The 24,525-nt window shown below is 72.0% G+C and carries 33 protein-coding genes and 3 pseudogenes; 15 read left to right on the forward strand and 21 right to left on the reverse strand.

The genetic code is table 11. From position 1 onward, the window contains the following. Positions 1 to 62 precede the first annotated feature (62 nt). On the forward strand, positions 63 to 1,010 hold the full coding sequence (locus J2S46_RS03510; protein WP_191294616.1) for a helix-turn-helix transcriptional regulator: 948 nt from the start codon (positions 63 to 65) through the stop codon (positions 1,008 to 1,010). Positions 1,011 to 1,100: 90 nt separating this feature from the next. Here J2S46_RS03510 and J2S46_RS03515 read toward each other — a convergent pair whose 3' ends face one another. Continuing rightward, positions 1,101 to 2,291, reverse strand: a complete 1,191-nt coding sequence (locus J2S46_RS03515; RefSeq protein ID WP_229913421.1) for a PP2C family protein-serine/threonine phosphatase — start codon at positions 2,289 to 2,291, stop codon at positions 1,101 to 1,103. 85 nt (positions 2,292 to 2,376) lie between these two features. On the opposite strand from J2S46_RS03515, the gene J2S46_RS03520 reads away from it, so the two are divergent. From J2S46_RS03520 to J2S46_RS03540, 5 genes are all read left to right on the forward strand, one after another. Next, complete coding sequence (locus tag J2S46_RS03520; protein WP_191294618.1) at positions 2,377 to 2,856, forward strand: MarR family winged helix-turn-helix transcriptional regulator; 480 nt, start codon at positions 2,377 to 2,379, stop codon at positions 2,854 to 2,856. Between the two features lie 606 nt (positions 2,857 to 3,462). Beyond that, positions 3,463 to 5,028 carry a PP2C family protein-serine/threonine phosphatase gene (locus J2S46_RS03525; protein ID WP_229913423.1) on the forward strand — a complete coding sequence of 522 codons (1,566 nt, stop codon included), beginning with the start codon at positions 3,463 to 3,465 and terminating at the stop codon, positions 5,026 to 5,028. After that, entirely contained in the window at positions 5,025 to 6,113 is a 1,089-nt protein-coding gene (locus J2S46_RS03530; protein ID WP_191294620.1) for a cobalamin B12-binding domain-containing protein, read from the forward strand. The genes J2S46_RS03525 and J2S46_RS03530 overlap by 4 nt, the downstream gene beginning before the upstream one ends. Then, the gene (locus J2S46_RS03535) at positions 6,110 to 6,484 is read left to right on the forward strand and encodes an STAS domain-containing protein (RefSeq protein WP_191294621.1); all 375 of its coding nucleotides are present in this window, start codon (positions 6,110 to 6,112) and stop codon (positions 6,482 to 6,484) included. Before J2S46_RS03530 ends, J2S46_RS03535 begins: the two co-directional genes overlap by 4 nt. Before the next feature lie 361 nt (positions 6,485 to 6,845). After that, entirely contained in the window at positions 6,846 to 7,256 is a 411-nt protein-coding gene (locus tag J2S46_RS03540) for an ATP-binding protein (RefSeq protein WP_229913422.1), read from the forward strand. Positions 7,257 to 7,275: 19 nt separating this feature from the next. Here J2S46_RS03540 and J2S46_RS03545 read toward each other — a convergent pair whose 3' ends face one another. Continuing rightward, positions 7,276 to 8,151 carry a SigB/SigF/SigG family RNA polymerase sigma factor gene (locus tag J2S46_RS03545; RefSeq protein ID WP_307348613.1) on the reverse strand — a complete coding sequence of 292 codons (876 nt, stop codon included), beginning with the start codon at positions 8,149 to 8,151 and terminating at the stop codon, positions 7,276 to 7,278. A 243-nt stretch (positions 8,152 to 8,394) separates the two neighbouring features. On the opposite strand from J2S46_RS03545, the pseudogene J2S46_RS03550 reads away from it, so the two are divergent. Then, positions 8,395 to 8,574, forward strand: a pseudogene (locus J2S46_RS03550) (transposase); the annotation flags it as partial. A 41-nt stretch (positions 8,575 to 8,615) separates the two neighbouring features. On the opposite strand, the gene J2S46_RS03555 reads toward J2S46_RS03550, so the two are convergent. The 7 genes from J2S46_RS03555 to J2S46_RS03585 form a co-directional block, all read right to left on the reverse strand. Continuing rightward, positions 8,616 to 9,302, reverse strand: a complete 687-nt coding sequence (locus tag J2S46_RS03555) for a histone protein (RefSeq protein WP_191294799.1) — start codon at positions 9,300 to 9,302, stop codon at positions 8,616 to 8,618. Positions 9,303 to 9,727: 425 nt separating this feature from the next. Beyond that, positions 9,728 to 10,087 carry a hypothetical protein gene (locus tag J2S46_RS03560; RefSeq protein WP_191294805.1) on the reverse strand — a complete coding sequence of 120 codons (360 nt, stop codon included), beginning with the start codon at positions 10,085 to 10,087 and terminating at the stop codon, positions 9,728 to 9,730. A 467-nt stretch (positions 10,088 to 10,554) separates the two neighbouring features. Next, on the reverse strand, positions 10,555 to 11,154 hold the full coding sequence (locus tag J2S46_RS03565; protein ID WP_191294800.1) for an alkaline shock response membrane anchor protein AmaP: 600 nt from the start codon (positions 11,152 to 11,154) through the stop codon (positions 10,555 to 10,557). 54 nt (positions 11,155 to 11,208) lie between these two features. Next, positions 11,209 to 11,880: a DUF6286 domain-containing protein gene (locus tag J2S46_RS03570; protein ID WP_191294801.1), complete on the reverse strand. Its 672-nt coding sequence runs from the start codon at positions 11,878 to 11,880 to the stop codon at positions 11,209 to 11,211. A 114-nt stretch (positions 11,881 to 11,994) separates the two neighbouring features. After that, positions 11,995 to 12,345 carry an Asp23/Gls24 family envelope stress response protein gene (locus tag J2S46_RS03575; protein ID WP_191294802.1) on the reverse strand — a complete coding sequence of 117 codons (351 nt, stop codon included), beginning with the start codon at positions 12,343 to 12,345 and terminating at the stop codon, positions 11,995 to 11,997. Next, complete coding sequence (locus J2S46_RS03580) at positions 12,342 to 12,530, reverse strand: hypothetical protein (protein WP_190208866.1); 189 nt, start codon at positions 12,528 to 12,530, stop codon at positions 12,342 to 12,344. The genes J2S46_RS03575 and J2S46_RS03580 overlap by 4 nt, the downstream gene beginning before the upstream one ends. Positions 12,531 to 12,617: 87 nt before the next feature. Continuing rightward, positions 12,618 to 13,088 (reverse strand): Asp23/Gls24 family envelope stress response protein, encoded by a 471-nt coding sequence (locus tag J2S46_RS03585; RefSeq protein WP_191294803.1) that lies wholly within the window; start codon positions 13,086 to 13,088, stop codon positions 12,618 to 12,620. Positions 13,089 to 13,246: 158 nt separating this feature from the next. Here J2S46_RS03585 and J2S46_RS03590 point away from each other — a divergent pair, with 158 nt between their 5' ends. Then, positions 13,247 to 13,924: an RNA polymerase sigma factor gene (locus J2S46_RS03590; RefSeq protein WP_191294804.1), complete on the forward strand. Its 678-nt coding sequence runs from the start codon at positions 13,247 to 13,249 to the stop codon at positions 13,922 to 13,924. Positions 13,925 to 14,907: 983 nt separating this feature from the next. Here the strand turns inward: J2S46_RS03590 and J2S46_RS03595 are convergent. The 4 genes and pseudogenes from J2S46_RS03595 to J2S46_RS03605 form a co-directional block, all read right to left on the reverse strand. After that, positions 14,908 to 15,303, reverse strand: coding sequence for a DUF2267 domain-containing protein (locus J2S46_RS03595; RefSeq protein WP_191294951.1), 396 nt, complete (start codon positions 15,301 to 15,303; stop codon positions 14,908 to 14,910). A gap of 71 nt (positions 15,304 to 15,374) precedes the next feature. Continuing rightward, positions 15,375 to 15,761 (reverse strand): annotated as a pseudogene (locus J2S46_RS03600) (DUF2267 domain-containing protein); the annotation flags it as partial. Between the two features lie 226 nt (positions 15,762 to 15,987). After that, positions 15,988 to 16,329, reverse strand: a pseudogene (locus tag J2S46_RS40775) (STAS domain-containing protein); the annotation flags it as partial. Next, entirely contained in the window at positions 16,301 to 16,735 is a 435-nt protein-coding gene (locus tag J2S46_RS03605; protein ID WP_190215551.1) for an Hsp20/alpha crystallin family protein, read from the reverse strand. The gene J2S46_RS03605 and the pseudogene J2S46_RS40775, both read right to left, overlap by 29 nt. Positions 16,736 to 16,849: 114 nt before the next feature. On the opposite strand from J2S46_RS03605, the gene J2S46_RS03610 reads away from it, so the two are divergent. Both J2S46_RS03610 and J2S46_RS03615 read left to right on the forward strand, forming a co-directional pair. Continuing rightward, a complete protein-coding gene (locus tag J2S46_RS03610) occupies positions 16,850 to 17,533 on the forward strand; it encodes a type III effector protein (RefSeq protein ID WP_307348623.1) in 684 nt (227 codons plus the stop codon). After that, positions 17,508 to 17,792: a hypothetical protein gene (locus J2S46_RS03615; RefSeq protein WP_307348625.1), complete on the forward strand. Its 285-nt coding sequence runs from the start codon at positions 17,508 to 17,510 to the stop codon at positions 17,790 to 17,792. Before J2S46_RS03610 ends, J2S46_RS03615 begins: the two co-directional genes overlap by 26 nt. Before the next feature lie 244 nt (positions 17,793 to 18,036). Here J2S46_RS03615 and J2S46_RS03620 read toward each other — a convergent pair whose 3' ends face one another. Continuing rightward, positions 18,037 to 18,417, reverse strand: coding sequence for an STAS domain-containing protein (locus tag J2S46_RS03620; RefSeq protein WP_307348627.1), 381 nt, complete (start codon positions 18,415 to 18,417; stop codon positions 18,037 to 18,039). A gap of 479 nt (positions 18,418 to 18,896) precedes the next feature. Then, a complete protein-coding gene (locus J2S46_RS03625) occupies positions 18,897 to 19,736 on the reverse strand; it encodes an SDR family oxidoreductase (protein ID WP_191293712.1) in 840 nt (279 codons plus the stop codon). Positions 19,737 to 19,829: 93 nt separating this feature from the next. Here J2S46_RS03625 and J2S46_RS03630 point away from each other — a divergent pair, with 93 nt between their 5' ends. Together J2S46_RS03630 and J2S46_RS41090 are read left to right on the forward strand one after the other, a co-directional pair. Then, complete coding sequence (locus J2S46_RS03630) at positions 19,830 to 20,201, forward strand: winged helix-turn-helix transcriptional regulator (RefSeq protein WP_191293713.1); 372 nt, start codon at positions 19,830 to 19,832, stop codon at positions 20,199 to 20,201. Positions 20,202 to 20,436: 235 nt separating this feature from the next. Continuing rightward, positions 20,437 to 20,934 carry a hypothetical protein gene (locus J2S46_RS41090; protein WP_503129178.1) on the forward strand — a complete coding sequence of 166 codons (498 nt, stop codon included), beginning with the start codon at positions 20,437 to 20,439 and terminating at the stop codon, positions 20,932 to 20,934. A 73-nt stretch (positions 20,935 to 21,007) separates the two neighbouring features. Here J2S46_RS41090 and J2S46_RS03635 read toward each other — a convergent pair whose 3' ends face one another. Then, positions 21,008 to 21,178, reverse strand: a complete 171-nt coding sequence (locus tag J2S46_RS03635; RefSeq protein ID WP_191293715.1) for a hydrophobic protein — start codon at positions 21,176 to 21,178, stop codon at positions 21,008 to 21,010. A gap of 144 nt (positions 21,179 to 21,322) precedes the next feature. On the opposite strand from J2S46_RS03635, the gene J2S46_RS03640 reads away from it, so the two are divergent. Next, the gene (locus J2S46_RS03640) at positions 21,323 to 21,496 is read left to right on the forward strand and encodes a CsbD family protein (protein ID WP_191293761.1); all 174 of its coding nucleotides are present in this window, start codon (positions 21,323 to 21,325) and stop codon (positions 21,494 to 21,496) included. A gap of 422 nt (positions 21,497 to 21,918) precedes the next feature. Here the strand turns inward: J2S46_RS03640 and J2S46_RS03645 are convergent, their stop codons facing one another. The 5 genes from J2S46_RS03645 to J2S46_RS03660 form a co-directional block, all read right to left on the reverse strand. After that, positions 21,919 to 22,185: a DUF4235 domain-containing protein gene (locus tag J2S46_RS03645; RefSeq protein WP_191293716.1), complete on the reverse strand. Its 267-nt coding sequence runs from the start codon at positions 22,183 to 22,185 to the stop codon at positions 21,919 to 21,921. Beyond that, positions 22,182 to 22,655 (reverse strand): hypothetical protein, encoded by a 474-nt coding sequence (locus J2S46_RS03650; protein WP_191293717.1) that lies wholly within the window; start codon positions 22,653 to 22,655, stop codon positions 22,182 to 22,184. The genes J2S46_RS03645 and J2S46_RS03650 overlap by 4 nt, the downstream gene beginning before the upstream one ends. Then, positions 22,652 to 22,795: a hypothetical protein gene (locus J2S46_RS03655; RefSeq protein ID WP_229913279.1), complete on the reverse strand. Its 144-nt coding sequence runs from the start codon at positions 22,793 to 22,795 to the stop codon at positions 22,652 to 22,654. Before J2S46_RS03655 ends, J2S46_RS03650 begins: the two co-directional genes overlap by 4 nt. A gap of 82 nt (positions 22,796 to 22,877) precedes the next feature. Further along, positions 22,878 to 22,976, reverse strand: coding sequence for a hypothetical protein (locus J2S46_RS40780; protein ID WP_370882162.1), 99 nt, complete (start codon positions 22,974 to 22,976; stop codon positions 22,878 to 22,880). Positions 22,977 to 23,141: 165 nt separating this feature from the next. Continuing rightward, on the reverse strand, positions 23,142 to 23,315 hold the full coding sequence (locus J2S46_RS03660) for a hypothetical protein (RefSeq protein ID WP_191293718.1): 174 nt from the start codon (positions 23,313 to 23,315) through the stop codon (positions 23,142 to 23,144). A gap of 126 nt (positions 23,316 to 23,441) precedes the next feature. Here J2S46_RS03660 and J2S46_RS03665 point away from each other — a divergent pair, with 126 nt between their 5' ends. After that, positions 23,442 to 24,173, forward strand: coding sequence for a TetR/AcrR family transcriptional regulator C-terminal domain-containing protein (locus tag J2S46_RS03665; RefSeq protein ID WP_191293719.1), 732 nt, complete (start codon positions 23,442 to 23,444; stop codon positions 24,171 to 24,173). 144 nt (positions 24,174 to 24,317) lie between these two features. Beyond that, positions 24,318 to 24,473, forward strand: a complete 156-nt coding sequence (locus J2S46_RS03670) for a DUF6131 family protein (RefSeq protein ID WP_191293720.1) — start codon at positions 24,318 to 24,320, stop codon at positions 24,471 to 24,473. Positions 24,474 to 24,525 lie beyond the last annotated feature (52 nt).

Consider the following 24,525-nt stretch of genomic DNA (forward strand, 5'->3'; position numbering starts at 1 on the left):
GTCGCCATCCTGCCGCCCGAAACCGGTCACCTCATGACCGGTTTGTGTGAGAGTTTTTCGGCGTGCGAACCGACCGGCTGGTGGCCATCCTCCTGTTGCTGCAACGGCGCGAGCAGGTGACGGCGGCGGAGGTCGCCCGGGAGCTGGAGGTCTCCGAGCGCACCGCCCGCCGCGACCTCGACGCCCTGGCCATGGCCGGGGTGCCCGTGTACTCCACGCAAGGCCGAGGCGGCGGCTGGCGCCTGGTGGGCGGTGCCCGCACCGACCTTTCGGGGCTGACCGCGGGTGAGGCCCGCGCCCTGTTCCTGGTCGCCGGCCCGGCCTCGGCCGCGACACCAGCCGTGAAAGCGGCTCTGCGCAAGCTCGTCCATGCCCTGCCGGAGCCGTTCCGCCTGCAGGCCGAGGCGGCGGCGTCGTCACTGGTGACGGACCCGCGACAATGGGGGGCGAACCGGGCCGAGCCCCGACCGCCCCGCTTCCTCGACGAACTCCAGGACGCGGTGATCCGCGGCGTCCAGGTGCGGCTCGGCTACATCGACGGCAAAGGCACCGAAACGACGAGAACCGTCCACCCGCTGGGCATCGTCGCCAAAGGCCCGTCGTGGTACCTCGTCACCCGTACCGGGGCCGGTCGGCGGACCTTCCGGATCGACCGCGTGTCGTCCGCCGACCCGACCGACGATCCGGTGAACCGGCCCGAGGACTTCGACCTCGCCGGGAGCTGGCGCGAGATCGCCGACGAGGTCGAACGCAGGCGAACGCCCCTGGAGATCCAGGCGCTCTGCACACCCCACGGCATCGGCATACTCCGGATCGGGCTCGGCGATCGCCTCGAAGTGGGCGGCACCAGGACCGACGGCCGCATCGAGGTCGTCATCCGCGGCCGCGACGAGTACACCCTCGCCGGTGAGCTCGCCGGGCTCGTGGAATGGCTGGAGGTGACCGGCCCTCCGAACGTGCGAGCCCACCTGGCCTCGATCGGCAACGCGCTCGTCCAGCGCTACCGCTGAGTCCGCATCCGCCGACGCGTCGACCGTGCGGAGCCGAGCCTCCGGAAGGGCCTGCGCCGGGGCCGGGGTGGATGACAGGCCGCCGCGGGATCAGGAGGGCGTGGCGTCGGCCGGAGCCGGGTGGCGGCCGAACCAATCCAGGCACACGACGAGCGCGTCGTCCTGGGGGTCCTCGTCGCGGTGGGCGGCGAGTTCGGTCAGGATCGCGCGGGGCACCTCGGCCGCCGGCAGCAGCCGGGTCGCCAGGACAGCGCGGGCCAGCGCCGCGGTGCCGTAGGTCTCGCCCGCTTTCGAGGCGACGGCGTACACACCGTCGCTGACGAAGATCAGCCGGTCGCCACGCTGCACCCGGGTCTGCTGGGGCTCGTAGGGGGTGTCGTCGGCAAGGCCGAGCGGCAGCTGCGCCTCGAACGGGATGTGCCGGACGGCACCGTCCCGCAGCCGCAGCAACTGCGGGGAGCCCGCGTCGACGATCTCCACCAGGCCGGTGTCCAGGTGGAACTCAAGCAGAAGGACGGAGACGTGGGCCTCGCCCCTGTGCTGGCCGTAGACGGCCTGATCGGCCAGCGCCGCCTGGTCCGCGATGTCGACGCCCGCTCGCCGCGCGTTGCGCAACGCGTTGATCGCGAGATTGGTGAGGAGCGAGGCGTCAATGCCCTCACCCATACCGTTGGTGATGGTCAGGGTGAGGCGGTCCTCGGTGGCCGACCAGTCGAAGTTGTCGCCGTGGATGGCGTAGGCGGGCTCCAGTTGGGCGCCGATGGCGTACTCCTCCCGGGTGCAGGCACGGGCCGGCAGCAGTTGCCACTGCATCTCGGCGGCCAGCGTGAGGCGGTCCTTGCGGCGGGCCCGGAGATAGAGGTCGGTGTCGCGGTCCGCGACGACGATCTGGTGGCCGAGCATCTCGGCGACCTCGCCCAGTTCCGCCTGCCGCTGCGGTGTGAGGTCGGCGCGATCCACTTCGATGCTCAGCACACCGAGCCGGTCGCCCCGGACGGTGACCGGCAGGTGCACCACCGCACCGCCCTCAGGGCCGGGCTCGGTGAACGCCTGCTGGGAGCCGAAGGCCCTGCCGGGTGCCCCGGCGTGCGCGGGCAGCGGCTCGGCCGTGTGCGGCAGGTCGGTCACCCGTTGCAGCACGGTCAGGCTGTAGTCGGCCAGCAGCAGCTCGACCGCGCGCACGCCGTAGCGGCGTCCGAGGATGTCGCGTGCCGTGTCCAGCAGCGCGTACGGGGCGGCGGTGCGCAGCGCGCGCTCGACCGCGTACAGGTCGGCTGTCACCGTTGTTCTCCTTTTCCCTGCGAAAGAGGGCCGATTCGGCGGACCGGTTGTCCAGTGAGGGGACCGGGATGCCAGCATGGACCTTATGGACCCCGTCTCCCCGTTCCCGGGCCGTGCCGAACATGCGGCCACCGCGTCGTCCGTGGTGGAGCTTTTGGAGGTCCTCTGGGGTCGGGGCCGGGACCTGGCCACGGCCCCGGTGTCGGTGTCCCAGCTACGGTTGCTCTATGTTCTGGCGGACAACGAGGGCATCAACCTCCGTTCGCTCACCGACACCCTCGCATCGCTCCCTTCGTCGGTCAGCCGGCTGTGTGACCGCCTGGAGGCGATCGGACTCGTCCGGCGCTCCGCCAGTACGACCAGTCGGCGCGAGCTCCAGTTGCACCTGACACCTGCCGGGCGGGACTTTCTGGCCCAGCTGCGCTCGGCTCGGGAACAGGCGCTCGCCGAGGTCCTCGATGCCATGCCCGCGGCCGACCGCCGTGCGCTGATGACCGGCCTGACGGCCTTCCGTCGGGCTGCGACCCCGCCGGCGGGTGAGACTTCGGCCGCACGGTCGGCCTGAGCGACCTGCTGTCTGCGCCCTGCCGCGGGGCCCACGGGGACGATCTGCTGCCGTCGGCGACGCAAGGTCCAGCCGGACAACAGGTGCACAGGTACAGCGGCCCGGTCGCCGATTCTCCGTGCGGCGCTCCACCAGGTGACCGATGAGCGGGAGCACGTCCGCCGCGGAGCGGCCGCCCGTTCTCCACCCCGGAGCTCGCGCCGGCCGGCGGGGCCGGCGGTTTCGGTCGGCTCCTCAAGGCAAGGACCTGACGCGGAGATTCCCGGTCGATCGGTCCGGGACCGGGTGCGGGCGGGGAGCGGGCGAGGGGTCGGCAGGCAGCGGCGGCTACTACCCGTGGCCGCACGGTAGCAGTGTGTGTACGCTGCATCGCCGCCTCGGACATGTGCTGGGGTTGTGCGGGGATCGGGGCCCAGGTTGCGTTTGTCGTGGATGATGCGAGACGGTTGCCGTGATGCAACATTTTCGAGCTGTAGAAGAGGAGTGGGGGGCGCTCGTTGCGCTCCCGCGCCTATGAGTCTTTCCCATGGCCCTGCCGCCCCTGAGCGAGCGAACGCCGACCTTGTCACGAGGGCGTGGCGGCACGCGCCCTACCCGGCACTGGTGATGGACGCCGCGGGCGTCGTGCTGGAGGCGAACGAGTCGGCCCGCGCGCTGTTCAACCACGCGGTGGGCGACGTGCTGGCGGATCTTGCCGTGCCCGACTGGCTCGTCCAGGCGCATCGTCGTCAGGGGGGAGCCGCCGGCGGTTCCCCCGCACTTCCCGCACCTTCGGGTGCGGTGCACCACCGCACCTTCGAGGCGCACCCCACCCGTGACCGAGGGGCACAGGTGTTGTGGTGGCTGATGGAGATCACCGATCTGCGCGTGGCGGAGGAGGCGCTGAGAACTGAGCGGGACCGTACCGGTCTGCTGGCGCAGATTTCCAGCGCGCTGCTGTCCTCACTGAATGTCGAACGCTGCACGGAGGTGACCGCCCGGATGGCTGCCGACCACCTCGCGGATGCGGCCGTCATCGTCGGCCCCGCCCACGGGTACCGCTACCCCCTGACCTACGCACAGGGCAGCGGCCCGGTCACGCAGAGCATGGCCCGGATCGACCCGGCCACCGTGCCCGGCCTGGCGGAGGCCCTTCAGGGTTACCCACCGGTGCCCACCCGCTGGATCAGCCCCGACGAGATCCCCGACTGGGCGATCCCGCCCGGCTTCACCGGTCCCATCGGATCGGTGATCGTCACCCCCCTGCCCGGTCACGGCGTCCCCGCCGGCGTGCTCGTCCTGCTCCGGGCCGATGCTCACCGCGCCTTCACCGACCGCGAGGAGGTCTTCGCCCGGCTGTTCGCCGCCCGCGCGGGCGCCGCCCTGTCCGCGGCCCGCCTCTACAGCGAGCAGGCCGCCCTCACCACCGTGCTGATGCGCGACCTCCTGCCGCCCACGCTGGAGCGCGTGCACGGCGTCGAATACGCCGGCAGCTACCGGGCCGCCAACGACCACGAACGCGTGGGCGGAGACTTCTACGACGTCCACCCCGGCGCGGAGCCCGACCAGGAGACGTTCGCGGTCCTCGGCGACGTCGCGGGCAAAGGACTGGAGGCTGCCGCACTCACCGGCAAGATCCGCAGCGTCCTGCACGCCCTGCTCCCCCTGTCGGGCGACCACCAGCAGGTGCTCGGCCTGCTGAACGGCGCCCTGCTCACCTCCCACCATGCCCGGTTCGCGACGCTGATTCTCGTGTCCGCCCGGCGACGGGCCGGGCAGGTGGACCTGAGGCTGACAAGCGCCGGCCACATGCGTCCGCTGATCGTCCGCAACAGCGGCCAGGTGGAGGAAGCCGCCACATCCGGCCAGTTGGTCGGGGCACTGCCGAAGGTGACCTCCCGCACGGTCACGACCGTCCTGGCTCCCGGCGAGACGTGCCTGCTCTACACCGACGGCATCACCGAGGCTCGCGGTGGACCGACCGGTGGCGAGTTCTTCGGTGAGCGACGCCTGAAGCGGGCCCTGGAGGAGTGCGCGGGAATGCCCGCGCAGGCGATCACGGAGCGGGTGCAGATGCTGGCTTCCCAGTGGCTGGGCCGAGGGCGGCACGACGACATGGCGACTCTCGCCATCGGCGCACCGCGGGGCGGACCGCTGAGGATCGTGGACGGGCGCGGCGGGAGGACCACATGAGCAGCAGTGGCAGCGCTCGGGTCGCCGAGTTGGCTGACAGGTTGTGGGTGGCCGTGTCGGGCGGTGACGAGCACGCTGCCGTGGACGTGATCGAGGACGCCCTCGTCGCGGGCCATGACAGGGAGACGATGTTGCTGGAGGTGATCGGGGCCGTCCAGGAGAGGGTGGGCGCCGCGTGGGCCGCGAACCGGATGTCCGTGGCCCAGGAGCACGCCGCGACCGCCATCAACGAGCGGGCGATCGCGGCCACCGTCCATCGCCACCGGGTGACCGCGGACAGCGGCCGCGGTCGGATCACCGTCAGCTGCGTGGACGGCGAGTGGCACGCTCTGCCCGCCCGTCTGGTCGCCGAAGTCCTGCGACTGCGCGGCTGGCAGGTCGATTACCTGGGTGCCCAGACCCCGACCTCGCACCTGATCGCCCACCTGCACGCGACCAACCCGCACGCGGTGCTGCTGTCCAGTTCCCTGCCCACGCACCTGCCCACCGCGCACGCCGCGATCGCCGCCTGCCAGGCCGTGGGGATACCCGTCCTGGTGGGCGGGCGGGCGTTCGGCGCGGACGGGCGCTACGCCCGCGCCTTCGGAGCGACCCGATGGGCGGCCAACGCTCGAGACGCCGCATCCGCGCTCGACGCCGGACTGCCCAGGCCCGATCCGACCGCCGCCCGACACGCGGTGGACGATCTGCCCCACCTGTCCGACCAGGAATACACCATGGTCGGCCGCTCCCGCGCTCAACTGGTGAAACAGACTCTCGTCGATCTGGAGGACCGTTTCCCCGCGATGCGCTCCTACAGCGACGAACAGCGCGAACGCACCGCGGAGGACCTCGCCCACATCGTCGACTTCCTCACCACCGCCCTGTACGTCGACGACCCCGACCTGTTCACGACCTTCGTGACGTGGACGGCGGACATCCTCCGCGCACGAGCCGTGCCCGCCCACTCACTGACGACGGGCCTGGCCGTCCTCGCCGAGCAGTTGCGCGACTTCCCCCGCGCCACCGCCCTGCTCCGCGGGGCGAGCGCCCGTCTCACCGGCCCCGCGACCCCTTCCGCCCCCGAACCAGGTTCACACGCATGACTTCGCCCACACCGTTCATCGACATCGACCCCCAGGCCGGGGCGCTCGTCGTCCGCATCACCGGCGAGCTGGACTACGACACCGGTCCGGAACTCCTGGACGCCGTCGCGACGCACCTCGTCCGCCGGCCGCCACCGCCCGAGGTCCGGCTGGACTTCGCCGGTCTCACGTGGATCGACTCGACGGGTCTGTCGACACTGCTGATGGTCCACCGCCACACCACAGCGGCTGGTTCCGCCCTGCACCTGGACAACCGCCCCGATGTGCTGGAACGCGTGCTCAACCTCACCCAGACCCTCGAACACCTCACCGGTCCGGCCGCGCAGGACCTCGACGCGGAAGCCGTCCCGGAGACCGCCACAGGCCTGTAGCCGTCCACTGCCTGGCCCGCCAGGGTGGCAAGGCGGGTCCGGCGGGCGGTACGGAGGTCAAGGGGCCGTGGCCGCTCGGAAACGAATCCGCAGGACACGCCGTCGCCGACCTCCCGGGTACGACGATGTGCCGCGGCATCTTGGCACGAACGGTCGGTCCACCCGCCGGCGCCTGCCGCAGTCCCCAGCGAACGGCGTGATCGTCATCCGACAGAAACTGCCTGTTCCCCGGCGATTTCCGCCGGTCCACGGCTTCTCGCTCCCGGGTGACGTGGGATGCGAGGCGGATGGGAGGATGTCCGCTCGGGGTGGCGCCGGCCGCAGAGGATTTGCGGGAAGGTCGGAGGTGAAGGAGGAGCGCGTGGAGAGCAGTGCCGGCAGCGGCGTACAGGCGCTGCTGTGCGTGGCGTTCGACGGCGGGTCAGGCACCTGTGTCCATGCCCGCGAGAACGCTGCCGCCTTTCTCGCCACCCTCGCCCCCGCTCGCCGGGACGAGGCGGTCGGCGAGGTGCTGCTGGTCGTCTCCGAGCTGGTGACCAACGCGGTACGCCACGCTCCCGGTCCGGTCGTACTCGCCTTGAACGCCGGAACCGGCATCGTGCGCATCACGGTGCGCGACACCAGCACCGCCCGGCCCGCACCGCGCACCCCCGACCTCGTGGGCGGCACTGGTGGCTTCGGCTGGACCACGATCATCCAACGCCTCGCCACAGACATTCGCGTCGTTCCGTACCCCGGTGGTAAAGAGATTCACGCCGTACTGCCCTGGTAGCGAACCCCGCTCCGCTGGCCTACTGCTCGGTGAGCAGGGCTGCCCGCAGCCGGCTCAGGGTGCGGTTGAGGATGCGCGAGACGTGCATCTGGGACACCCCGAGGCGCTCCCCGATCTGGGACTGGGTCATCTCGGCACCGAAGCGCATGGCGAGGATCGAGCGCTCGCGCTCGGGGAGGGCAGCGACGAGCGGCTTGAGGCTCTCCAGGTCCAGGACCGCCTCGAAGCCCTTCTCCTCCACGGCGAACCGGGCGGCGATGCTGCCCTCGGCATCCTCCTCGCCACCGGCCATGTCCAGCGAGTGCGTGCTGTACGCCTCGGCGGCCTTCAGGCCCTCGATGACGTCCTGCTCGTCCATCGACAGGTGCTGCGCGATCTGCCGGGGCGTAGGGGTGCGGTCGAGGGTCTGCTGGAGGTCGTCACGAGCCTTGGCCAGGGTGACTCGCAACTCCTGCATACGGCGCGGCACGTGGACCATCCAGGAAGTGTCGCGGAAGTAGCGCTTGATCTCACCGGTGATGGTGGGCAGGGCGAAGGTGGAGAACTCGTAGTCCAGGGTGGGGTCGAAGCGGTCGATGGCCTTGATCAGGCCGACGGTGCCGACCTGGATGATGTCGTCCATCGGTTCGCTGCGGTGGCTGAAGCGGCGGGCGGCGAACTTCACCAGGGCCAGGTTGAGTTCGATGAGGGTGCCGCGGACGTAGGAGTACTGCCGGGTGCCCTCCTCCAGGTCCCGCAGCCGCAGGAAGAGGTCCCTGGACAGGGCCCGGGCGTCGGCAGGCGCGACCTCGCGAAGATTTTCGGCCCTCGGCGGGACCGGCGGCAGGGCAACGGGAGCTTCCCCGGTGATGCGATCGGCGGGGGCGGTGCTCGGTGCCACGTCCTGAACGGTCATGAGGGTCACTCTCCTCGCTGTGCTGAGATGGGGAACACGGTGGGGCGCGCCGCTCTGCTCCCCCGGCCGGCCGAAAGTATGCGTGCAGGATGACAGGCGACCGACCGGCTGATTTCGTGCCTCGTTGGGACCTGTCCACTTCACATCGGCGGGTCGGCGGGAAGGGGGTGTCGGACCGCGTTCGAGAGCTGCCGCGCCCTGGAGCGGGAGGGGGCGTCGAGCCCTGCGTGCGTGATTCTGGGGATGGGTATCCGTCGGCCTGACCGACGAACCGACGACCGGTGGGCGCTGGTGGAGTCCTTGGTGCCACCGGCCAGGGTGGGCCCGAAGGGCGGGCGGCGGGAGAAGCACCCGCGGGGACGGATCGTGGATGCGATCCTTCACGTGGCCCGGACCGGAGCCTCCTCCCATCGCTTGTCGAAACCCGATGTCCCGGTCGACCCACGGTCGGTCGTGGCCATGACCTACCTCCTGCGGGTACGGGTGGAGGACGTGCCGCTGGCGGTCTTCTTCGCGACACTCTTCTTCGCCGAGCTCTTCTTGACCGGGGCCTTCTCCGCGGCGGCCGCCCTCGGGGTCGACGTCGACGTCTTCCGGGCCGGTGCCCGCTTCGCGGGAGAGGTGCTCTGCCCCGGCGCCTTCTTGGCCACCACGGTCGACTTCCTGGCGGCCCCCCTCTTCGTGGACCTGCCCACCTCCTCCCACCGCTCCTCGTCGTCAGGCTCCTCCTCGGACTCCGGCTCCTCTTCTTCGGCCCCCGGCCCCTCCTCCGCGGGCTCCTCGTCCGTCGGCTCCTCCTCTTCGGGCTCCTCCTCTTCGGGCACCTCCTCGTCCTTCGGCTTGCCGATGTTCAGAGTGCGCTCGTGCAGGGAGTCCGCGAGCTCACCGACTCGACGGTTGGCCACAGCGGCCAAAGCCGTTTTGCCCGTCTCCAGGAAGTCCCCCTTGACCTGCTCGCTGAGCTCCGCAACCTGGGGCACGTCACCCAGCTTTCGGAGCCCCTCTGTGGCGAGCTGCCGCGGGTCGAGCCCAAACCGCCGCCCGGCGATGTAGGTCGCGACGGCGAAGGCGAGCCGCCCCCTCTTCAGGCGTCCGAGTACGTATCCGCCGACGGTCGCAGCCACCAGAGCAACCTTGGTGGTGTTGTTCATGACGTCATCCCTTCTCCCCGTCCCCCTGCCGGGCCAGGCACCTCGTCGGAGGGGCACATATGGCGCGGGGTCACGCTCGGAGGGGACGCCCGGACACCACTCCCGCCCCGAAACCGAGGCTCCCCGCGGGCAGCAGGCGAACGCGCCGGCCCAGGCCCCTCCACCTCGGCGTAGCACGTCATGCTGTCCCGTCACCACCCGCACCCGATCGGCCACGGAGCAGTCCGCACAAGCAGGCAGCATCGGCGATCGGTGGTGCCGCACGCCGTAAATTCCAGTCTGGCCAGTAGCCCCGGTGAACGCACCCGGGGCACGGAGAGCCTGACTGCGCCGTCGCGCCCGCAAGTCCGCAGACGTCCGGTGCGCCGCGATCGCCCGCAGCGCCGGGCGAGCACGGTCCCTGGGGCCGATCCGGCCTCCGGTGGTCAGTGGGTCTCGCGGCGCTGCTTCATCTCGGCCTCGGCGATGTGGTCCCGCCCGTCAGCCAGAGCCTGGCGCACCGAGCGTTCCACCTCGGTGAACCGGCGGTGGTATCCCTCGTCGTAGGCCTCCACCACCTGGAACGTCCACATCCCCGGCAGCACGTCGGCGCCCTGCAGGCCGCGCTCCACCAGGTCGGCCTGCCTGGCGTGCCCGGCCGCCCGCAGCGCCCGGACCGCCTCACCCACCAGCCTGTCCGCGCCGCCCGTCAGCTGGTGGAAGTCGTACAAGCGCCCCCGCGCCCGCTGCGTCGTCTCCAGCGCCTGCGACAGCAGGCTCAACGCCTCCACCGTCGCGTCGTCCATCCCGGCCGGACGGGTGTGCCGTGGGGAGTTCTCGTCCTCGGTCACCAGGTCGCTCCTTCCGCATCTCGCGGTCCAGCGCACCGTCCCGCCGTGTTCCCACCCACGCCCGTCGCAAACCGCTGCGGGCAGCCAAGCGGTCCAGTCGGACCGGACCGCGACGACGAAACAGGGCGCCCCGCCTTCGTGACCGGGCGGCCGGCGCCCGGCCCGCGGTGAGCCGCGCCTTCCATCTTGCGCCGCACACAACAGCACCCACCACCCGCCGAACAGGGCCAGCAGGCCACCGGCAACGTCCCGCCCGCACGCCTCAGGAGCGCAGTGTCTCCCGCCGGTGGGTCGTGGGCGGGCGGCGGCTGTACCGGACGCCTGGTCGACCTCGCCCGCGACGTCCTTGCCATCGCACCGACCGTGGTCGGACATCTCGCGTCCCCCGCCGCTCGGGTGGCTGCCACCCCGCCGGGAGCGGGTCACTCGGCGCGGTGGGGACGGTGCGGGGAGACGCGCAGCGTGGCCCGGGTGGGGAGTTGCTCCCATCCGGTGCTCTGTAGGGCGCGGTGCAGGGTGATTTCCAGGGCCTGGAGTACGTCGCGGGGGCGGGCGTCCGCTTCGAGGGTGAGGTCCACGGTGGCGTGGAGGTGGTGGGCGTGACCGATCAGGTTCGCGTGCGCTTCGTGGACGCCGGGGAGCCGGGCCGTGTCGGCGGCGAGGGCGTCGGCGAGGGCGCTGTCGTGCAGTTCGACTCCGTCGCAGGGCGGGTTGCCGACCGGGAGAGGCCCTGGACGCCGGTGGCGCAGTTGTGCCAGGAGCCACCACAGGGCCAGGGCCGTGAGGATGGTCAGGGCGGCGATGACGGTGGGCCACCACCAGCCCTCGTCCGTCCAGCGGCTGCGGTCCTGGACGGGGACGAGGGTGTCGTGCGGGCTGGTCAGGGGCCAGTCGGCGGGTGGATCGAGGTTCCATTTCCGGTAGAGGTCCAGGGCGCCGGTGAGCGCGAGCAGGCCGCCGCCGAGCAGGACGAGGCCGGCCACGGTCAGCAGGGTCCGGTTGAGGACGGAGTGGGAGTTCATCAGGTCGTCTCCTGTGGCGGTGGGCCCGGGGTCCGTGTCGCTGCGGGAGCGCGGTCAGGGCCCGTGACGGCGGGCCCGGACCGTGAGCCGGGGTATCCGTGCGAGGGCGAGGGCGTCAAGCTGCGCTGTCAGCGCTTCGGTGACCTCGGTGCGCACCGTGTCCAGGTCGCGGAAGGCGACCTGCGCGCGGGCGTCGATCCGGCGCCGGCGCACCCTGATGCCGGCGTGGGAGACGCCCGGCACCCGTAGGGCGGCGTCGCGCAGCAGTCGCGCGGCGCCGTCGCGGTCGAGTGCGGCCCGCGGGGCGTCGGGGTCGTCGGCGGCTGCCATGGGTAGGAGGTGCCGACGGCCGGGAGTGAGTGCCAGGACGAGCAGCAACAGGCCTAGGGCGGCTGCCACGGCCGCCCCGGTGATCACCCAGGGGTCGTCGATCGGTCGGGTGGCGAGTTCGTCGGCGAGGGTTTTGCGCCAGGCGGCGGCGGTGTGGCCGGTCCGTACGCGGGCGACGTCGAACAGCAGTAGCGCGCCGGCCACCAGGACGACGAGGGCTGCCGCCGCGGCGGGAACCCTCCGTTCGGACCACCAGCGCGGGGCTGCGCGGCCGCTTCGCGCCCGGCCGTGGTCGGGCCCGGCCGTGGTCCTGCCCGACGGCGCGTTGACGGGCGGGTAACCTGGCGTGGGAGCTTCCGGGTCCGGGTCGGAGACGGCCGGGGTCTGGTGTGTCATGCCGGCTCTCCCTGGGATCTGGTGGCGGGGCGGCGGGGGTGACTCGTCCCGGCGGTGGTCGCCGGGAGGGGCTCGATGACGGGGATCGCGTGGGGCGATCGCGTGGGGTGCGGGTCAGCCGACGCGGCCGTTGCTGCCCTCCGGCAGGAGTCGGCGGATCGCGAGGGTGACCTCGGTGATCTCAAGTCCGGTCAGGCGGCCCACGCGCTGTGTCACTTGGCGCTGAAGCTCGCGGGCGGCTGCGGCAAGGTCGGTCGGATAGGGCAGCTCGACGGCCAGCCTGATGCGGGCCGTGCTGCCATGGACGTGGGCCGAGGCGCCGGGGTCCGGCGGTGCGGGCCGGGCCGGGCGGTTCGGCCGCGCCGAGAGGGCCTCCCGGCCGGCCCGCGCGGCGATCCTGGCCACCACGCGGTCCGGGATGACGGTGGCACCGCGCTCGCGCGGCGTGACGGGCCGCGGGGTCATCGGTGCCGGTCCTCGGACCGGGTCCGGCGCCAGTCCCTGACATCGACGTCGCCCTCCAGGAGGCGCCCGACGACGAGGCCGACCACGCCGAGGACGAGGACCAGGAGGAAGGCCCAGAACCCGCCGAAGTATCCGGCGAATCCCAGCGCCATTCCCGCGAGCAGACCGAGTGCGGCTGTGCTCATCTCACATGCTCCTTCTTCGGTGCCACCCGGGTCGCCCGCATCACGCGGCAGCGTCCCGGCGACGGTGCTGGGTCGGGCGGCCGCTGGTCAGGTGACACGGCTCTCCGTGTCGTCCTCGTCCTCGGGGAGGTGGACGTCGTCGACGGCGATGTTCACCTCCACGACCTCCAGGCCGGTCAGGCGCTCGACCGCGGAGATGACACTGACGCGCACGTCGCCCGCCATCTCGGTGATGGGGACGCCGTACTCGACGACCACGACGAGGTCGACGGCGGCCTGGCGCTCGCCCACCTCCACCTTCACCCCGCCCCTGACGCTCGCCCGTCCCCCGCCCGGCACGCGCTCACGTACCGCGCCCAGGGTCCGGGACATCCCGGCTCCCAGAGCGTGGACCCCTGGAACGTCCCGTGCGGCGGTGCCCGCGAGCTTCTCCACGACGCCGTCCGCGATGGTCGTCCTCCCCCGCTCCTCGGGCGGGCGGTCCGCGCCGGCGTCGCTTTCCGGACCGTTCGCAGGGGGCCCGTCGCGCCGCGGGAAACTGCTGGACGTGTCGGTCATGGCAGGCCTCCTCGACCTCGCCCGGTGCGGACCCGTCGCGGGGCCGCCGAGTACTTGGACGCCGCCCGCCCGAAATCCTCACACTGATCGCATATCTGTCCGGATCACGGACAGACGCGACAAGGAGGGGCACAGAGAATCGGCGACCGGACCGCAGGATGAGTACAGCACCGACCCGGACCATCTCCGGCTTCCGTGAGGGCCCTCCCCGGCCCCAGGCCCGACGCGACCGCCCGGCCGCACCCGGGCGCTTCCCGTCACCGCCCACCCCGACCGGCCCGGACCGCACCGGCCCGGTCAGCGACCGGCTCCTCGCGGTCCGCGCGGCGGGAGGCGACGACCGCGCCTTCGCCGTCCTGGTAGGCCGCCACAGCGCTGCCCTCCTCACCCTCGCCCGCCGGCTGACCGGCAACCGGCAGGACGCCGAGGACATGGTCCAGGAGTCCCTTCTCAGCGCGTGGAGGCGGCTGCCGGACTTCCGCGGCGATGCCGCGTTCCGCACCTGGCTCTACCGCATCGTCACCAACCGCTGCCTGAGCTTCCTGCGCAGCCGTCCCGTGCCCCCCGTCGCCCTGGACATCCGGCCCGAACCCGCAACCCTCCCCGCGCTCGGAGCACCGGAGCAGATCGCCGAGTCCCATGCCGCGACGCGCGCAGTCGTCCACGCGCTGGCCGGCCTCGACCCGGGCCAGCAGGCCTGCTGGATTCTGCGCGAACTGCACGGCATGCACTACGAAGAGATCGCACGAACCCTCAGCATCAGCGAACAGACGGTGCGCGGCAGGCTGTTCCGCACCCGCCGCTCCCTGGCGAGGGCGATGGAACCATGGCGCTAGAAAACCACCCGCCCGCGCGGCCCACCCGCCACCGACCCTTGTGTCGGGTGGTAGCGATTCCGCCCCCGCATCCCGCCCCGGCAACCGGACAGCCCACCCCGGACACGAACAGTGACCACGCTTCCGGTGCAGCCGAGGATCCAGGCCAGCGCCCGCACCGCCCCCAAGGCGAAATCCCGCTCCCCCAGGCCCGCACCCGCCCGATCGTGCACCCGCCGCAGCGGCACCCGCTCCTCCCCCGCATGCTGCGCCCCGAGGGCGACCGGCTCCACCGTGTCGATGAGCGTCTGCAGGTCACGGGCACGGGCCACGGACAACAACCTGGCGCCACCACGGCTGGCCGCCCAGGCAGCGCCGCCGGCGGGCCGGACAGCCGCAAGGACTCCCGGGTGAAGGACACCCGGGTGTCGCGGGTTCAGTCGGGCGGCTCCGCAGAGGGCTGTCCGGGCTCCGGCTCGGCAGGCACCGGTCCAGGCCCGGCCGGCCGGGGCGGCTCGGCCGGTGGGACGGGAGAGCCGGGCGGCGCCGGAGGGTCCGGGGGCACCGGAGGTTCGGCCGGGTCCGGCGGGCCGGGAGGCTCTGCGGGCCGTGGCGTGCCCGGCGGCTCGGGCGGCCCGCCCGGCGGTGCGGGGGTGGAGGCGGGGTCGAACGGCACGGGGACGGTGCCCATGAGGTGTGCCCCTGTCGGCCGAGGGCGTGTTCGCCTGGATCTCCGCCAGGCTCCGGGTGTCCTCCTTCTCGGAGCCCGCCCCCCGGCCCGCGGGAGTGCCTGAGACGTCCCGCGCGGACCCCCTCGGCATCTGCCCGGCCGGATGACTGTGGAAGGCTCCCGCCGGGTCTACGGCTCACCCTGTCAAGGGGTCGTCCGAGCGGGCGCCAAGTCGGCGCACCGGTGCAGGACGCCAGGCACGAGCCCCGGCGGGGCCGTGGCACGCAGGCGCTCCCCCGGCCCGCGACGGCGCCATCGGCGGCCCGCCGGGTGTTCAGGCGGCGGTGGTGAGGTCGGCGCGGCCGTAGAGGAGTGCGTAGCCGCGGGGCAGTTGGGCGAGGATGCGGCTGGTCAGTGCTTCGCCGGTGAGGTGGGTGAGGGCGGACAGGACGGAGGTGACGTCCCAGCGGGCGTGGAGGGGGGTGGTGTCGAGGGTGGTGGCGACGGTCTCGACGAGGGCGGGTGCGGGGACCGGCCGGGCCAGAGGGGTCTGGGAGGAGAACAGGGCGCGGGCCCGGTCCGGCAGGGCCGCCTGGAGGTCGCGGCGCTCGTCGCCGGTGAGTTGTCGGCCGAGGGCGGCCAGGACGGTGGCCAGGACGCGTTCGGCCTGCTGGTCGGTGGTGTAGTGGCCGGCGTCGCGGACCTGCTGGAGGAGGTGTTGCCAGGTCATCGCAGCGGACTTTCGGTGCGGGCCGCCGGGTCGGTGGTGGCGGCGGAGGCGGGTTCTGCGGTGCGGCCGGCGCGTGGGTGGCCGAAGAGGAGGTCGTAGCCGGGCGGCAGTTGCAGCAGGATCTGGCGGGTGAGGTCGTCGCCGGCGGCGTCGGCGGTGGTACTGAGGACGGCGCCGATGTCCCACAGGGCGCTCTGTTCGGTGGCGCCCTCGATCCAGGCGGCGGTGGCTCGTACGAACCGGTCCGGGCTGAGCGGTTCGGCGGCCTGCAGGGGGTTGAGCAGGACCAGGGCGAGGGTCTCCGGCAGGCGGGCGGCGAGGTGGGCGCGCACCTCGCCGACCAGGTGCGCGCCGAGCAGGGCCAGGACCACCCGGCCGGCCCTTTCGGCATCGCGGGGGTCGTCGTAGGCCCCGCGTTCGCGGACCTCGTCCAGGAAGGCTTCCCATCGCATCGTCACGGCGCTTCTCCCTCCATCGCGAAGCGTGTCGTCCCGGCGCGCTGCGCCTGCGGGCGCGCGCCATCGGGCGGGTGGTGATCGGGCGGGTGGTGATCGGCCGGGTGGTGATCGGGGGTGACTGTGAGTCGCCCTTCGAGGCCTGTGAGCCTGAGCAGCGGCAGCACGTCCGGTCCGACTGCGCGAAGGACCAGGCGGCCGCCGTGGACGTCGGCCTGCCCCGGGCGTCCAGGATGGTGCCCAGGCCCGCGCAGTCCATGAGCGTCACCTGCGACCGGTCGAGCACCAGGTCACGGTGCTCGCGCGGGGCGGCCTCCAGGCGGCGGTGCGGTGCGGGGGCGCCCTCGGGGTCGATGTCGCCGCGGGCCCGCACCACGACGGCCGTCGAACGCTCGTTGTCCGTGGCATGACTCGCTGTCCTGCCGTGCCCGCGCAGTCCTGGCGGCTGTGTCCCGCACGGCCCCCGGGGACCCGGGGCGGGATCTGGAGCGTGTCCCGCACGGCCCCCCGGGGGGCGACCGTGCGGGACGGCGAGGACCGGGTCAGGCCTTGATCTGCTTGCGGTCGCCACTGTGAGTGATGGCGATCTTGCGCGGTTTGGCCTTCTCGGCGACCGGGATCCGCAGGGTCAGGACACCGGCGTCGTAGTCGGCGCTGATCCCCTCGGGGTCGAGGGTGTCGGAGAGCATGACCTGGCGGGAGAACACGCCGAGCGGACGCTCGGACATCTCCCATGTCACACCCTCGCCCTCGCGGCGGGGGCGGCGCTCGGCCTTGACGGTCAGCATGTTCCGCTCGACGTCGATGTCGATCGCCTCGGGGTCCACCCCCGGCAGGTCGAAGCAGATCACGTACTCGTCGCCGGTGCGGTAGGCGTCCAGCGGCATCGGGGTCGGACGCGACCAGGTGCCGGTCGTGCTCAGGAACTGCTGGGTCAGCCGGTCCAGCTCACGGAAGGGGTCGGTGCGCATCAGCATGAAAAACACCTCCAGGTGGTTCGGGCTGTAGGAGCCAGTGCGCTTCACCTGAAACTGTTCTAACATGTCATCCATCCGATGACAACTGGCCGAGTCGCCTGGAGAGTGACATAGATGCGAGACAAGCCCACCACGCCGAACGGCGGTGGCGGCCCGGCCGCCGAACCGGCGTCCTTCCTGGCCGCGGCCGCGGCGCTGGCCGCCATGGACGAGGCCGTCCGCACCGCCCGGACCTCCACCACCCGGCAGGAACCCCAGGCACAGGCTGACCCCGGCCAGGCCCTCGCCGCCCTGCTGCTGCTGCGCGAACTGCGTACCGAACTCGCCGGCTGGGAGGCCGGCCTGGTGGAGAGCGCCCGCGCCGCCGGCGCCACCTGGGCCGACCTCGCCCGTCCGATGGGCGTCGCCAGCCGCCAGGCCGCCGAGAACCGCTACCTGCGCCTGCGCCCCACCACCGACCCCGGCCCGGGCGACACCGGAGCGGAGCGCGTCAAGGCCGTCCGCGACCGCCGCGCCGCAGAGCGCAACGTCACCACCTGGGCCCGCACCAACGCCGCCGACCTGCGCGTCCTCGCCGCCCAGATCACCGCCCTGCCCGACCTGGAACCCGATGCCCGCCCCGCCCAGGCCGCCCTGCACACCGCCCTCGCCGCCGCGGACCCCGCCGACCTCGTCGCCCCCCTCACCGGAATCCGCCCCCACCTCGGCGCCGGCCACCACGACCTCGCCACCCGCCTCGACACCCTCACCCAGCACACCGACCGACTGCGCCATGAGAGCAACCGACGACGCGCCTGACACCACCGCCGAACAACCCTGGCAGCACATCCAGGACCAGCTCACCCGCATCCGCACCCGCACCCTCGCCGAGGCCGGCGACGCCATCGCCGCCATCGACACCTGCCTCACCAGACTCGACACGCTCCGCGAGGACCTCGCACGCCACCCCTGGACGTCGCAGGCGCTCCCCCCACCCACCAACTCCCCGGCCGTCCCGCCACGGCACCGGGCCACAGCCACCACCGGGCCTGTGTCTGCTGCGGAGCCCAGCGCCTGAACGATGAGAGTGGGCTCCACCAGCCGTTCGCAGGTGTGTCGGCGTAGGCGTACCTTTCTGAGCCCGCCGCTGACATGGACGGGTACGCCGACAGTGCGCCGCCTGCCCGGCTTTCCTACAGACGGCCGGCAGGACCGGGCCCGTAGCGGGCGGGCAGTCGTCGCGCGACCTTTCGGGGGTGGGGCTTGGTCGAAACCGTCCGAGCGGGGCCGGCCGAAGCCGTCCAGGACAGGGCCCCACCCCCTTACGGTGCGTCCTCCGGTGCCCGGGCGGCGGCGGGGTTCGGACTCACGCGCAGCACCTGGGCCACGCCGGTGAGGTGCAGCAGGAACGCGACGGGCGTGGTCGGGTTCAGCAGGTGCAGTTCGGTGCCCGCCGCGCGGGCGTGGTGGTGGGCGCGGACGAGGGCGTTGAGGCCCCCGGAGTCGCAGAACCTGAGTTCGGACAGGTCCATCACCAGCTCCCTCGGGGAGGGGTGTGCGTCGAGGGCGCCCGAGACGGCGGCGTGCAGCAGCGGGCCGGTGCCCTGCACGAGGTCGCCGGCCACGTCGAGCACGAGGTCGTCCCCTCCCGGCCGGAGGTGGACGTCGAGGACGGGCGGGTCGAGCTCTGTCGAAGCGGCCACTGGGTGTTCCTTGCGTCCCCGGGTTTGGCGGTCGGGGGTGCGCCCGCGAAGCGGGCAACTGACCTGACGGCCCGCCGGCCGGGGGCTGACTCCCACCGTAGCGTCTGCTCCGTGCCAGGAGACCATCACAGCGCCGTCGCCGGGGCGCGGGCAGGACTCACGAGGGGGTCGACGAACTGAGGGCGGCACCGGGCCGGTGGCCCGCCGAGACTGGAAGTAGCGGGCGACGACCTGGGGCAGGAAGTCCGCGGTGCTGCCGAGAGTCTCGACATCCTCCACGGATCCGATCGGGAGCGGACGGTGCCACTGATCGACGGTGCGGGCCGAACTCCGCGCTGGTTCATCGAGGACGTGTGGGGCCAGTCGGCGACGACCGCACCCGACCCGGCGCCCCGCCGTTCGCCGACTCCGTACCGGGCCCTCGGCCGCAGCGCTCGATCGCCGAGCACGCCGGGCAATCCCGGCAGCGCCGACCAGGTTCAGCGGAACGCGGCGACATTGCGCCCGACCCAGCCGGCGAACGGGCGCGGGGCGCGACCGAGTACTCGCCGGACGTCCGGGCTGACACGCAGCTCGGCCGGGTTCGGGGAACCGAGGATGGTCAGGGTGTCCTCCGCGAGCTCCGCCGGCATGCTCCGGGTCATGGCGGCCTTCGCCTCGTCGCGGGTGAGGTCGTGGAACCGCACCGGTGAGCCCAGCGCGGCCGAGATGGCCTCCGCCTGTCGGCGCGGCGTGATCACCTCCGGGCCGGTCAGCTCGTACACGCCGCCGGTGTGCCGGCCCTCCAGCAGGCAGGCCGCCGCGACCTCGGCGATGTCCGCCGGGTCGATGATCGGCACCCCGACGTCACCGAAGGGCGCGGCGACGACCCGCCGTGCGCGGATCGACTCCGCCCACCACAGGGCGTTGGAGGCGAAGCCGCCCGGCCGCAGAACGGCCCACTCCAGGCCGGACTCCCGCAGCACGTCCTCGACCGCGCGCATCGCGATCCGCGTTGCGCCGAAGGGCCTGGTCGCTACGCCCTGCGTGGAGAGCAGGACGACCCGGCGGACCCCGCTGGTCGCGGCGTGGCCGATGATGGCGGCCGGGCTGGTTCCGGCGACGTGCAGGTCGCCGGACAGCAGCAGGAACAGCGCATCCGCCCCGGTCAGCGCAGGCTCAAGGCTGCTCGGCTCGGCCAGGTCGGCCGCCAGGTGGCGGACGCCGTCCGGCACCGCTGCCGCATGCCGCGACACGGCCGTCACCTGGTGGCCCGCCTCAGCCAGTGCCCGCGTCAGCGGTCGGCCCACATTGCCGGTAGCCCCGGTCACCACGATCATGTCCAACTCCTTCGTCAGATGTTCTCCGTGGCCTTCACGTTAGGAGCCAGAACTAACTATTGGTAAGGACATACCCAGAGGTAAGCTCCTCACATGGTGGAAGGTTCGCAGCTGATGCAGGGTGAGTCAGGGCAGCGGTATGAGGTGTTTCACACCGACTGCCCCGCGCGTCAGGTGGTCGACCACGTGACCAGCAGGTGGGGCGTCTGGGTGTTGATCTCCTTGCGGAACAACGACCTCCGGTTCCACGAGCTGCGCGAGAGCATCCAGGGCATCAGCGAGAAGATGCTCGCCCAGACCCTGCGCGCGCTGGTCGAGGACGGCCTGGTCTGGCGGAAGGTCGAGCCGACGTCGCCTCCCCAGGTCACCTACGGGCTGACCGACTTCGGTCAGGACGTCGGCGAACCGCTCACGGCGCTGTTCGACCGGATCACACAGCGGCTTCCGGGGCGCAGCGCGGGTTAGCGGGCTGTTGGTAGGCCACGAAAGGTGTGTCCAGCGTGACCGCCCCCCGATCCGAGGAGTGAAACACGCCGTGCCCACCGACCCGGGCCGGCCACCTCCCGCAACCACTCCATCGGCGAGAGCCGGCCGCAACGTCTGGGGCGGGGACCTCACGGACCTCACGGCCAGCGCCGACCTGGGTACCCTCAAGGCGTCCGCCGCCCGGGCCTGACACGCGTTCGACACCCTCAACCTCCTGTGGTGGGCGCGCAACAACCCCGTCAGCGACTGCTGGTCCACCCACGAGGGCAACGGGCAGTTCCCGGCGGTCGCCGGCTGCAACCCGCACTTCATCGACCAGGCGAGCTCCGGCAGCTGCTCCTGCACCGAGGGCTTCGCCGACTCCGTGGCCGCCCACCTCCTGAAGGACTACCGCTACGTGTGGCCGGACGGCAGCAACCAGAGCTTCAGCTCCACGTCCATACGGGCATCCCCAGGGACGCCGACACTGCGGTTACCTTCGCCGGCTGCCTTCCCCACCCACGCCCCGTGGCCGAAGCCGTCCCGCTCGGAGCTCCCCAGGTGTGCTGCCGCGACCGGCCCGGACCTGAGCCCCGGCCGGTCCGGCGCCACAGGCACGGCGGGGTCGGCCGGCAGCGTCCCGGCCGAACGCGGCCTCGCCCGACCCGGCCGCCCAAGGCCCACCCAGCACGCTGGTGTCGAGCTCAACCTCGTGCGGCCCTCCGGCTGCTGACGGGAGCTGGACGTACGGCGGCGGGGTGCGCTGCCTGCGCACCCCGCCCCGCTGGATTCCTGTGCCTGGACTCCTACCAGCGGTACCAGCGGTGACGCCGACCCGAGGAGTGCGTGCCGCGCGCCACGAAGCCCAGCAGCCACACCGCCAGCACGATGATCGCCACCAACCACAGAGCCTTGAGTGCGAAGCCCGCGCCGAACAGGAGCAGGGCCAGGAGCAGAACGAGAAGAAGGGGAACCATCGAGTCCTCCAGGGGGTGTGTCAGTGTCGTGTCGAAGAGCCGACTGCCCCGGCAAGGCGCGCGTATTCGTAGGAATCATCCCCGGTCGAGGGGGCAGGCGCCCTGGTGTCAGCACGACGGCAGGCCGACCGCGAGGAGAGCATGATGAGCACCGGCGACAAGATCGGGAACACCGGCGAGAAGCTCAAGGGCAACGCCAAGGAGACGGCTGGCAAGGCCCTCGGCAACGAGCGTCTGACGGCCGAGGGCAAGGCCGACCAGGCCAAGGCCGACGTCAAGCAGGCCGGCGAGCACGCCAAGGACGCCCTCAAGCACTGACCACCCCCGAGCACCACGCGGGCCCCGACCGAATCCCACGGTCGGGGCCCGCGTGTCTGTTCCGACGCCGCACCCGCCGTTCGCGCAGCCCCGCCCGCCGTCCCCGGCGGGCACCGAAGCGTCCGCGCCCGCACCGGACACGGCACTCGGGCCTGAAAGCGCATCCGGGGCACCGGACACGGACTGCCGTTCTAGGATCGTCGATGTCGCGACCGCTCAGGCAGGCGCCGACGGGCCCACAGCCCGCGTTGCCGCAGCCGAGCGCCACCGTGCGCTCAAGCGCCGTGTCCGCCGTTGAAGCAACCGAACTGCCCCGCGCCCGCCCACCTGGCCGCCACCCGCACCGGGCCCCCGCCCGCCCTGGCCGACGGAGCGGGCCAAGGCGAACGGGCCAGCGGCGATTCGCTGCTGTCGGGAAGAGGTCAGCCTGGCCAGACGCCGGTGAGGCGCCTGGTGGTGACGGCACCGCCCCGGTCGACGGAGGCCTTCACCAGTCCGAAGATCGCGCCCTGCAGTCCGGCCGCGAGAAGGATCTCGGGCCACGTCCGGTCCTCGTCCGTGGCGTCGGGCGCGTCCTCATCGTGGCCGACGATCTTCCAGGTCTGTTTGAACAAGGCACCGGCCACCAGACCGGCGCCCACACCCAGCAGGAGTCCGACCGGCTTGTAGGCGATCTTGGAGATCCTCACCGGCGCCGACCGAACACGCGACGGAGCAGGACGGCGGTCAGCACAGCCGTCACAGCTGCCACGAGGAGAGGCTTACGGTTGACCTTCGCCGAGTCGACGACCGCTGCCACCTGTTCCCTGACCTGCGGCGGCGTGCTGTCCACGGCCCGGTGCCCGAACTGCTCCACCGTCTCCCGGGCCTGAGCCGCCACCTGACTCCCCTGCTCCAGAACCTGATCGGGCGTGTGGTCCTTGACGACGTCGACGGCGTGGACCACCTTGTCGCGGGCCAGCTCCGCTCCGCTCACGACTTTGTCCTGCACCTGATCCTTCACCACCCCGACCTGCTCCTTCGCGATTTCGAGCTGCTTGCGGCCGCGGCCCGCGAGGTCGGCCTTGTCCGCCGAGGACTCCGAAGTACGCCCCGGCTCCTCGCGCGTTCCGGTTACCTGCGCGCGCAGTTCCTCGCCGGTCCTCTGTTCGTCGGTCATCGGCTCGTCCTCTCCTTGATCACGCTGATGTCGGCTTTCAAACTCTCCACGGCCTCCCCCGGCACCGGGGGCAGCCCCTGGGTGACACGCCGCTTGCCGGCCGCCGCCAGGACACCGGCCGTCGCGGCGACGAGGCCCACGACGAGAAGGGCAGGGCGGACGCCCTGAGGGGAGGAAGCAGGCTCAGAGCGGCAATCACACCTGTCACCGGAGCCTGCGCAGTCAGTACTCCAACCAGGCCCTGCCGGCAGCGAGTTGCCTCCCCTTCTCCGCCATCTCGGCGCGGGCGAGTTGACCTTCGTCCCGTACCGGTCGGGACATCTGGTCCGACGCCCGAGCGACGAGCTCACCCCCGGAGTCCTCACCCCCGCTGCCCAAGTCCGTCGCCCACTCACCGGCCTCATCGCCCACCTTCGGATCGACGTCGGGGCTCGGCTACCCCGCCTGATGCAGGTCATCCACACCGGGTGCGGTCACTCGGGCCACTCATTGAGCTCTTCGGCCTTGCGGGCGGCCTTCTTGCCGATACCCAACCTGGTGCCCGAACACCGAGAACGAGTTGGTGAGTTCGTGCGCGCCACCGGCATTGGCGAAGATTCCGGCGACCGCGACAACCGCCGCGACCGCCAGGATGAGAAGTCCGAGAAGAACAAGGATCATGACGTGCTCCAAAAGGCTCTACGTCGTATGCCTACAGCTAACTCCCGGAGTAGGATAATTACTACACCGTAGGTCTACGAACTTTGAGTTCGCCCTCGGTGACCCCGAGCAACAGGAAGGACCACCATGGCTCAGCCCCCGGCCGACCGGACCGCGGTCAATCCCGCGGCCCACCGGACCGTCCAGGACCCCGGGCCACAGGCCGACGGGAAACTGAGCCGCGCACGGATGCTCGCCTGCGCCCTGGAGATCATCGACCACGAGGGCGTCGACAAACTCTCCATGCGCCGCCTGGCCCGCGCCCTCGACCACGACCCGATGAGCCTCTACCGCTACGCGACCAACAAGGCCGCCCTCCTCGACGGCATCGCCGAGATCATCCTCGACCGGCTCACCGTCGACCCCACCGACCCCGACTGGAACGCCCAACTACGCGCCGTCGCCCACCGCTTCCGCGAACTCGCACTCACCCACCCCAACGCCGTGCCGCTCCTGGTCACCCGCCCTCTCGCAACCCCGCTGGCCCTACGCCCCCGCGGCACCCTGCGCCCTCTCGAGGCCATCCTCACCCTGCTCACCCGCGCCGGCTTCAGCGGCCCCGACGCCCTGCACATCTACCGAGCCCTGTTCGGGCTCCTGCACGGCCACGTCCTCAACGAACTCCAGGAACTCGTCGACAACCCCGACGAGACCGACGACCTGCTGCGCCTGGGACTCCACCGACTGCCCATCGGCGAATTCCCCCTCCTACGCGGCCTCGCCACCACCCTGGCCACCTACGACGGCGCCGCCGAACTCGAACGCGGCCTCGACATCCTCCTCAGCGGCCTCACCGCCACCCTCACCCCGCACCCATAGCGACCCCCGCGCAGGAGCGCCACGGGCAACGGCGAAACAGCCCGGCAACCGTCCCGCACAACCGGCACGAAAACAGGAAGCGAAGCATCACCTCCGCACCGACGGAGATTCCGCACCGACGGGGGGCCAGCACCGGAGACCATCGTGATCATCCTCGGAATCATCCTCCTCGCCATCGGATTCCTCACCAGCCTTTCCTTCCTCTGGACCATCGGCATCGCCCTGGTCGTCATCGGCCTGATCCTGTGGGTCATGGGCGCGGTCGGTCACGAGGTCGGCGGACGCCGCCACTACTACTGAACCGACCCGGACCGTTCCAGGCCTCCGGCATCATGTCTTCACGACCCTCCTC

Origin of the sequence: Kitasatospora herbaricolor (assembly GCF_030813695.1) — a bacterium.
Classification (GTDB): Bacteria; Actinomycetota; Actinomycetes; order Streptomycetales; family Streptomycetaceae; genus Kitasatospora; species Kitasatospora herbaricolor.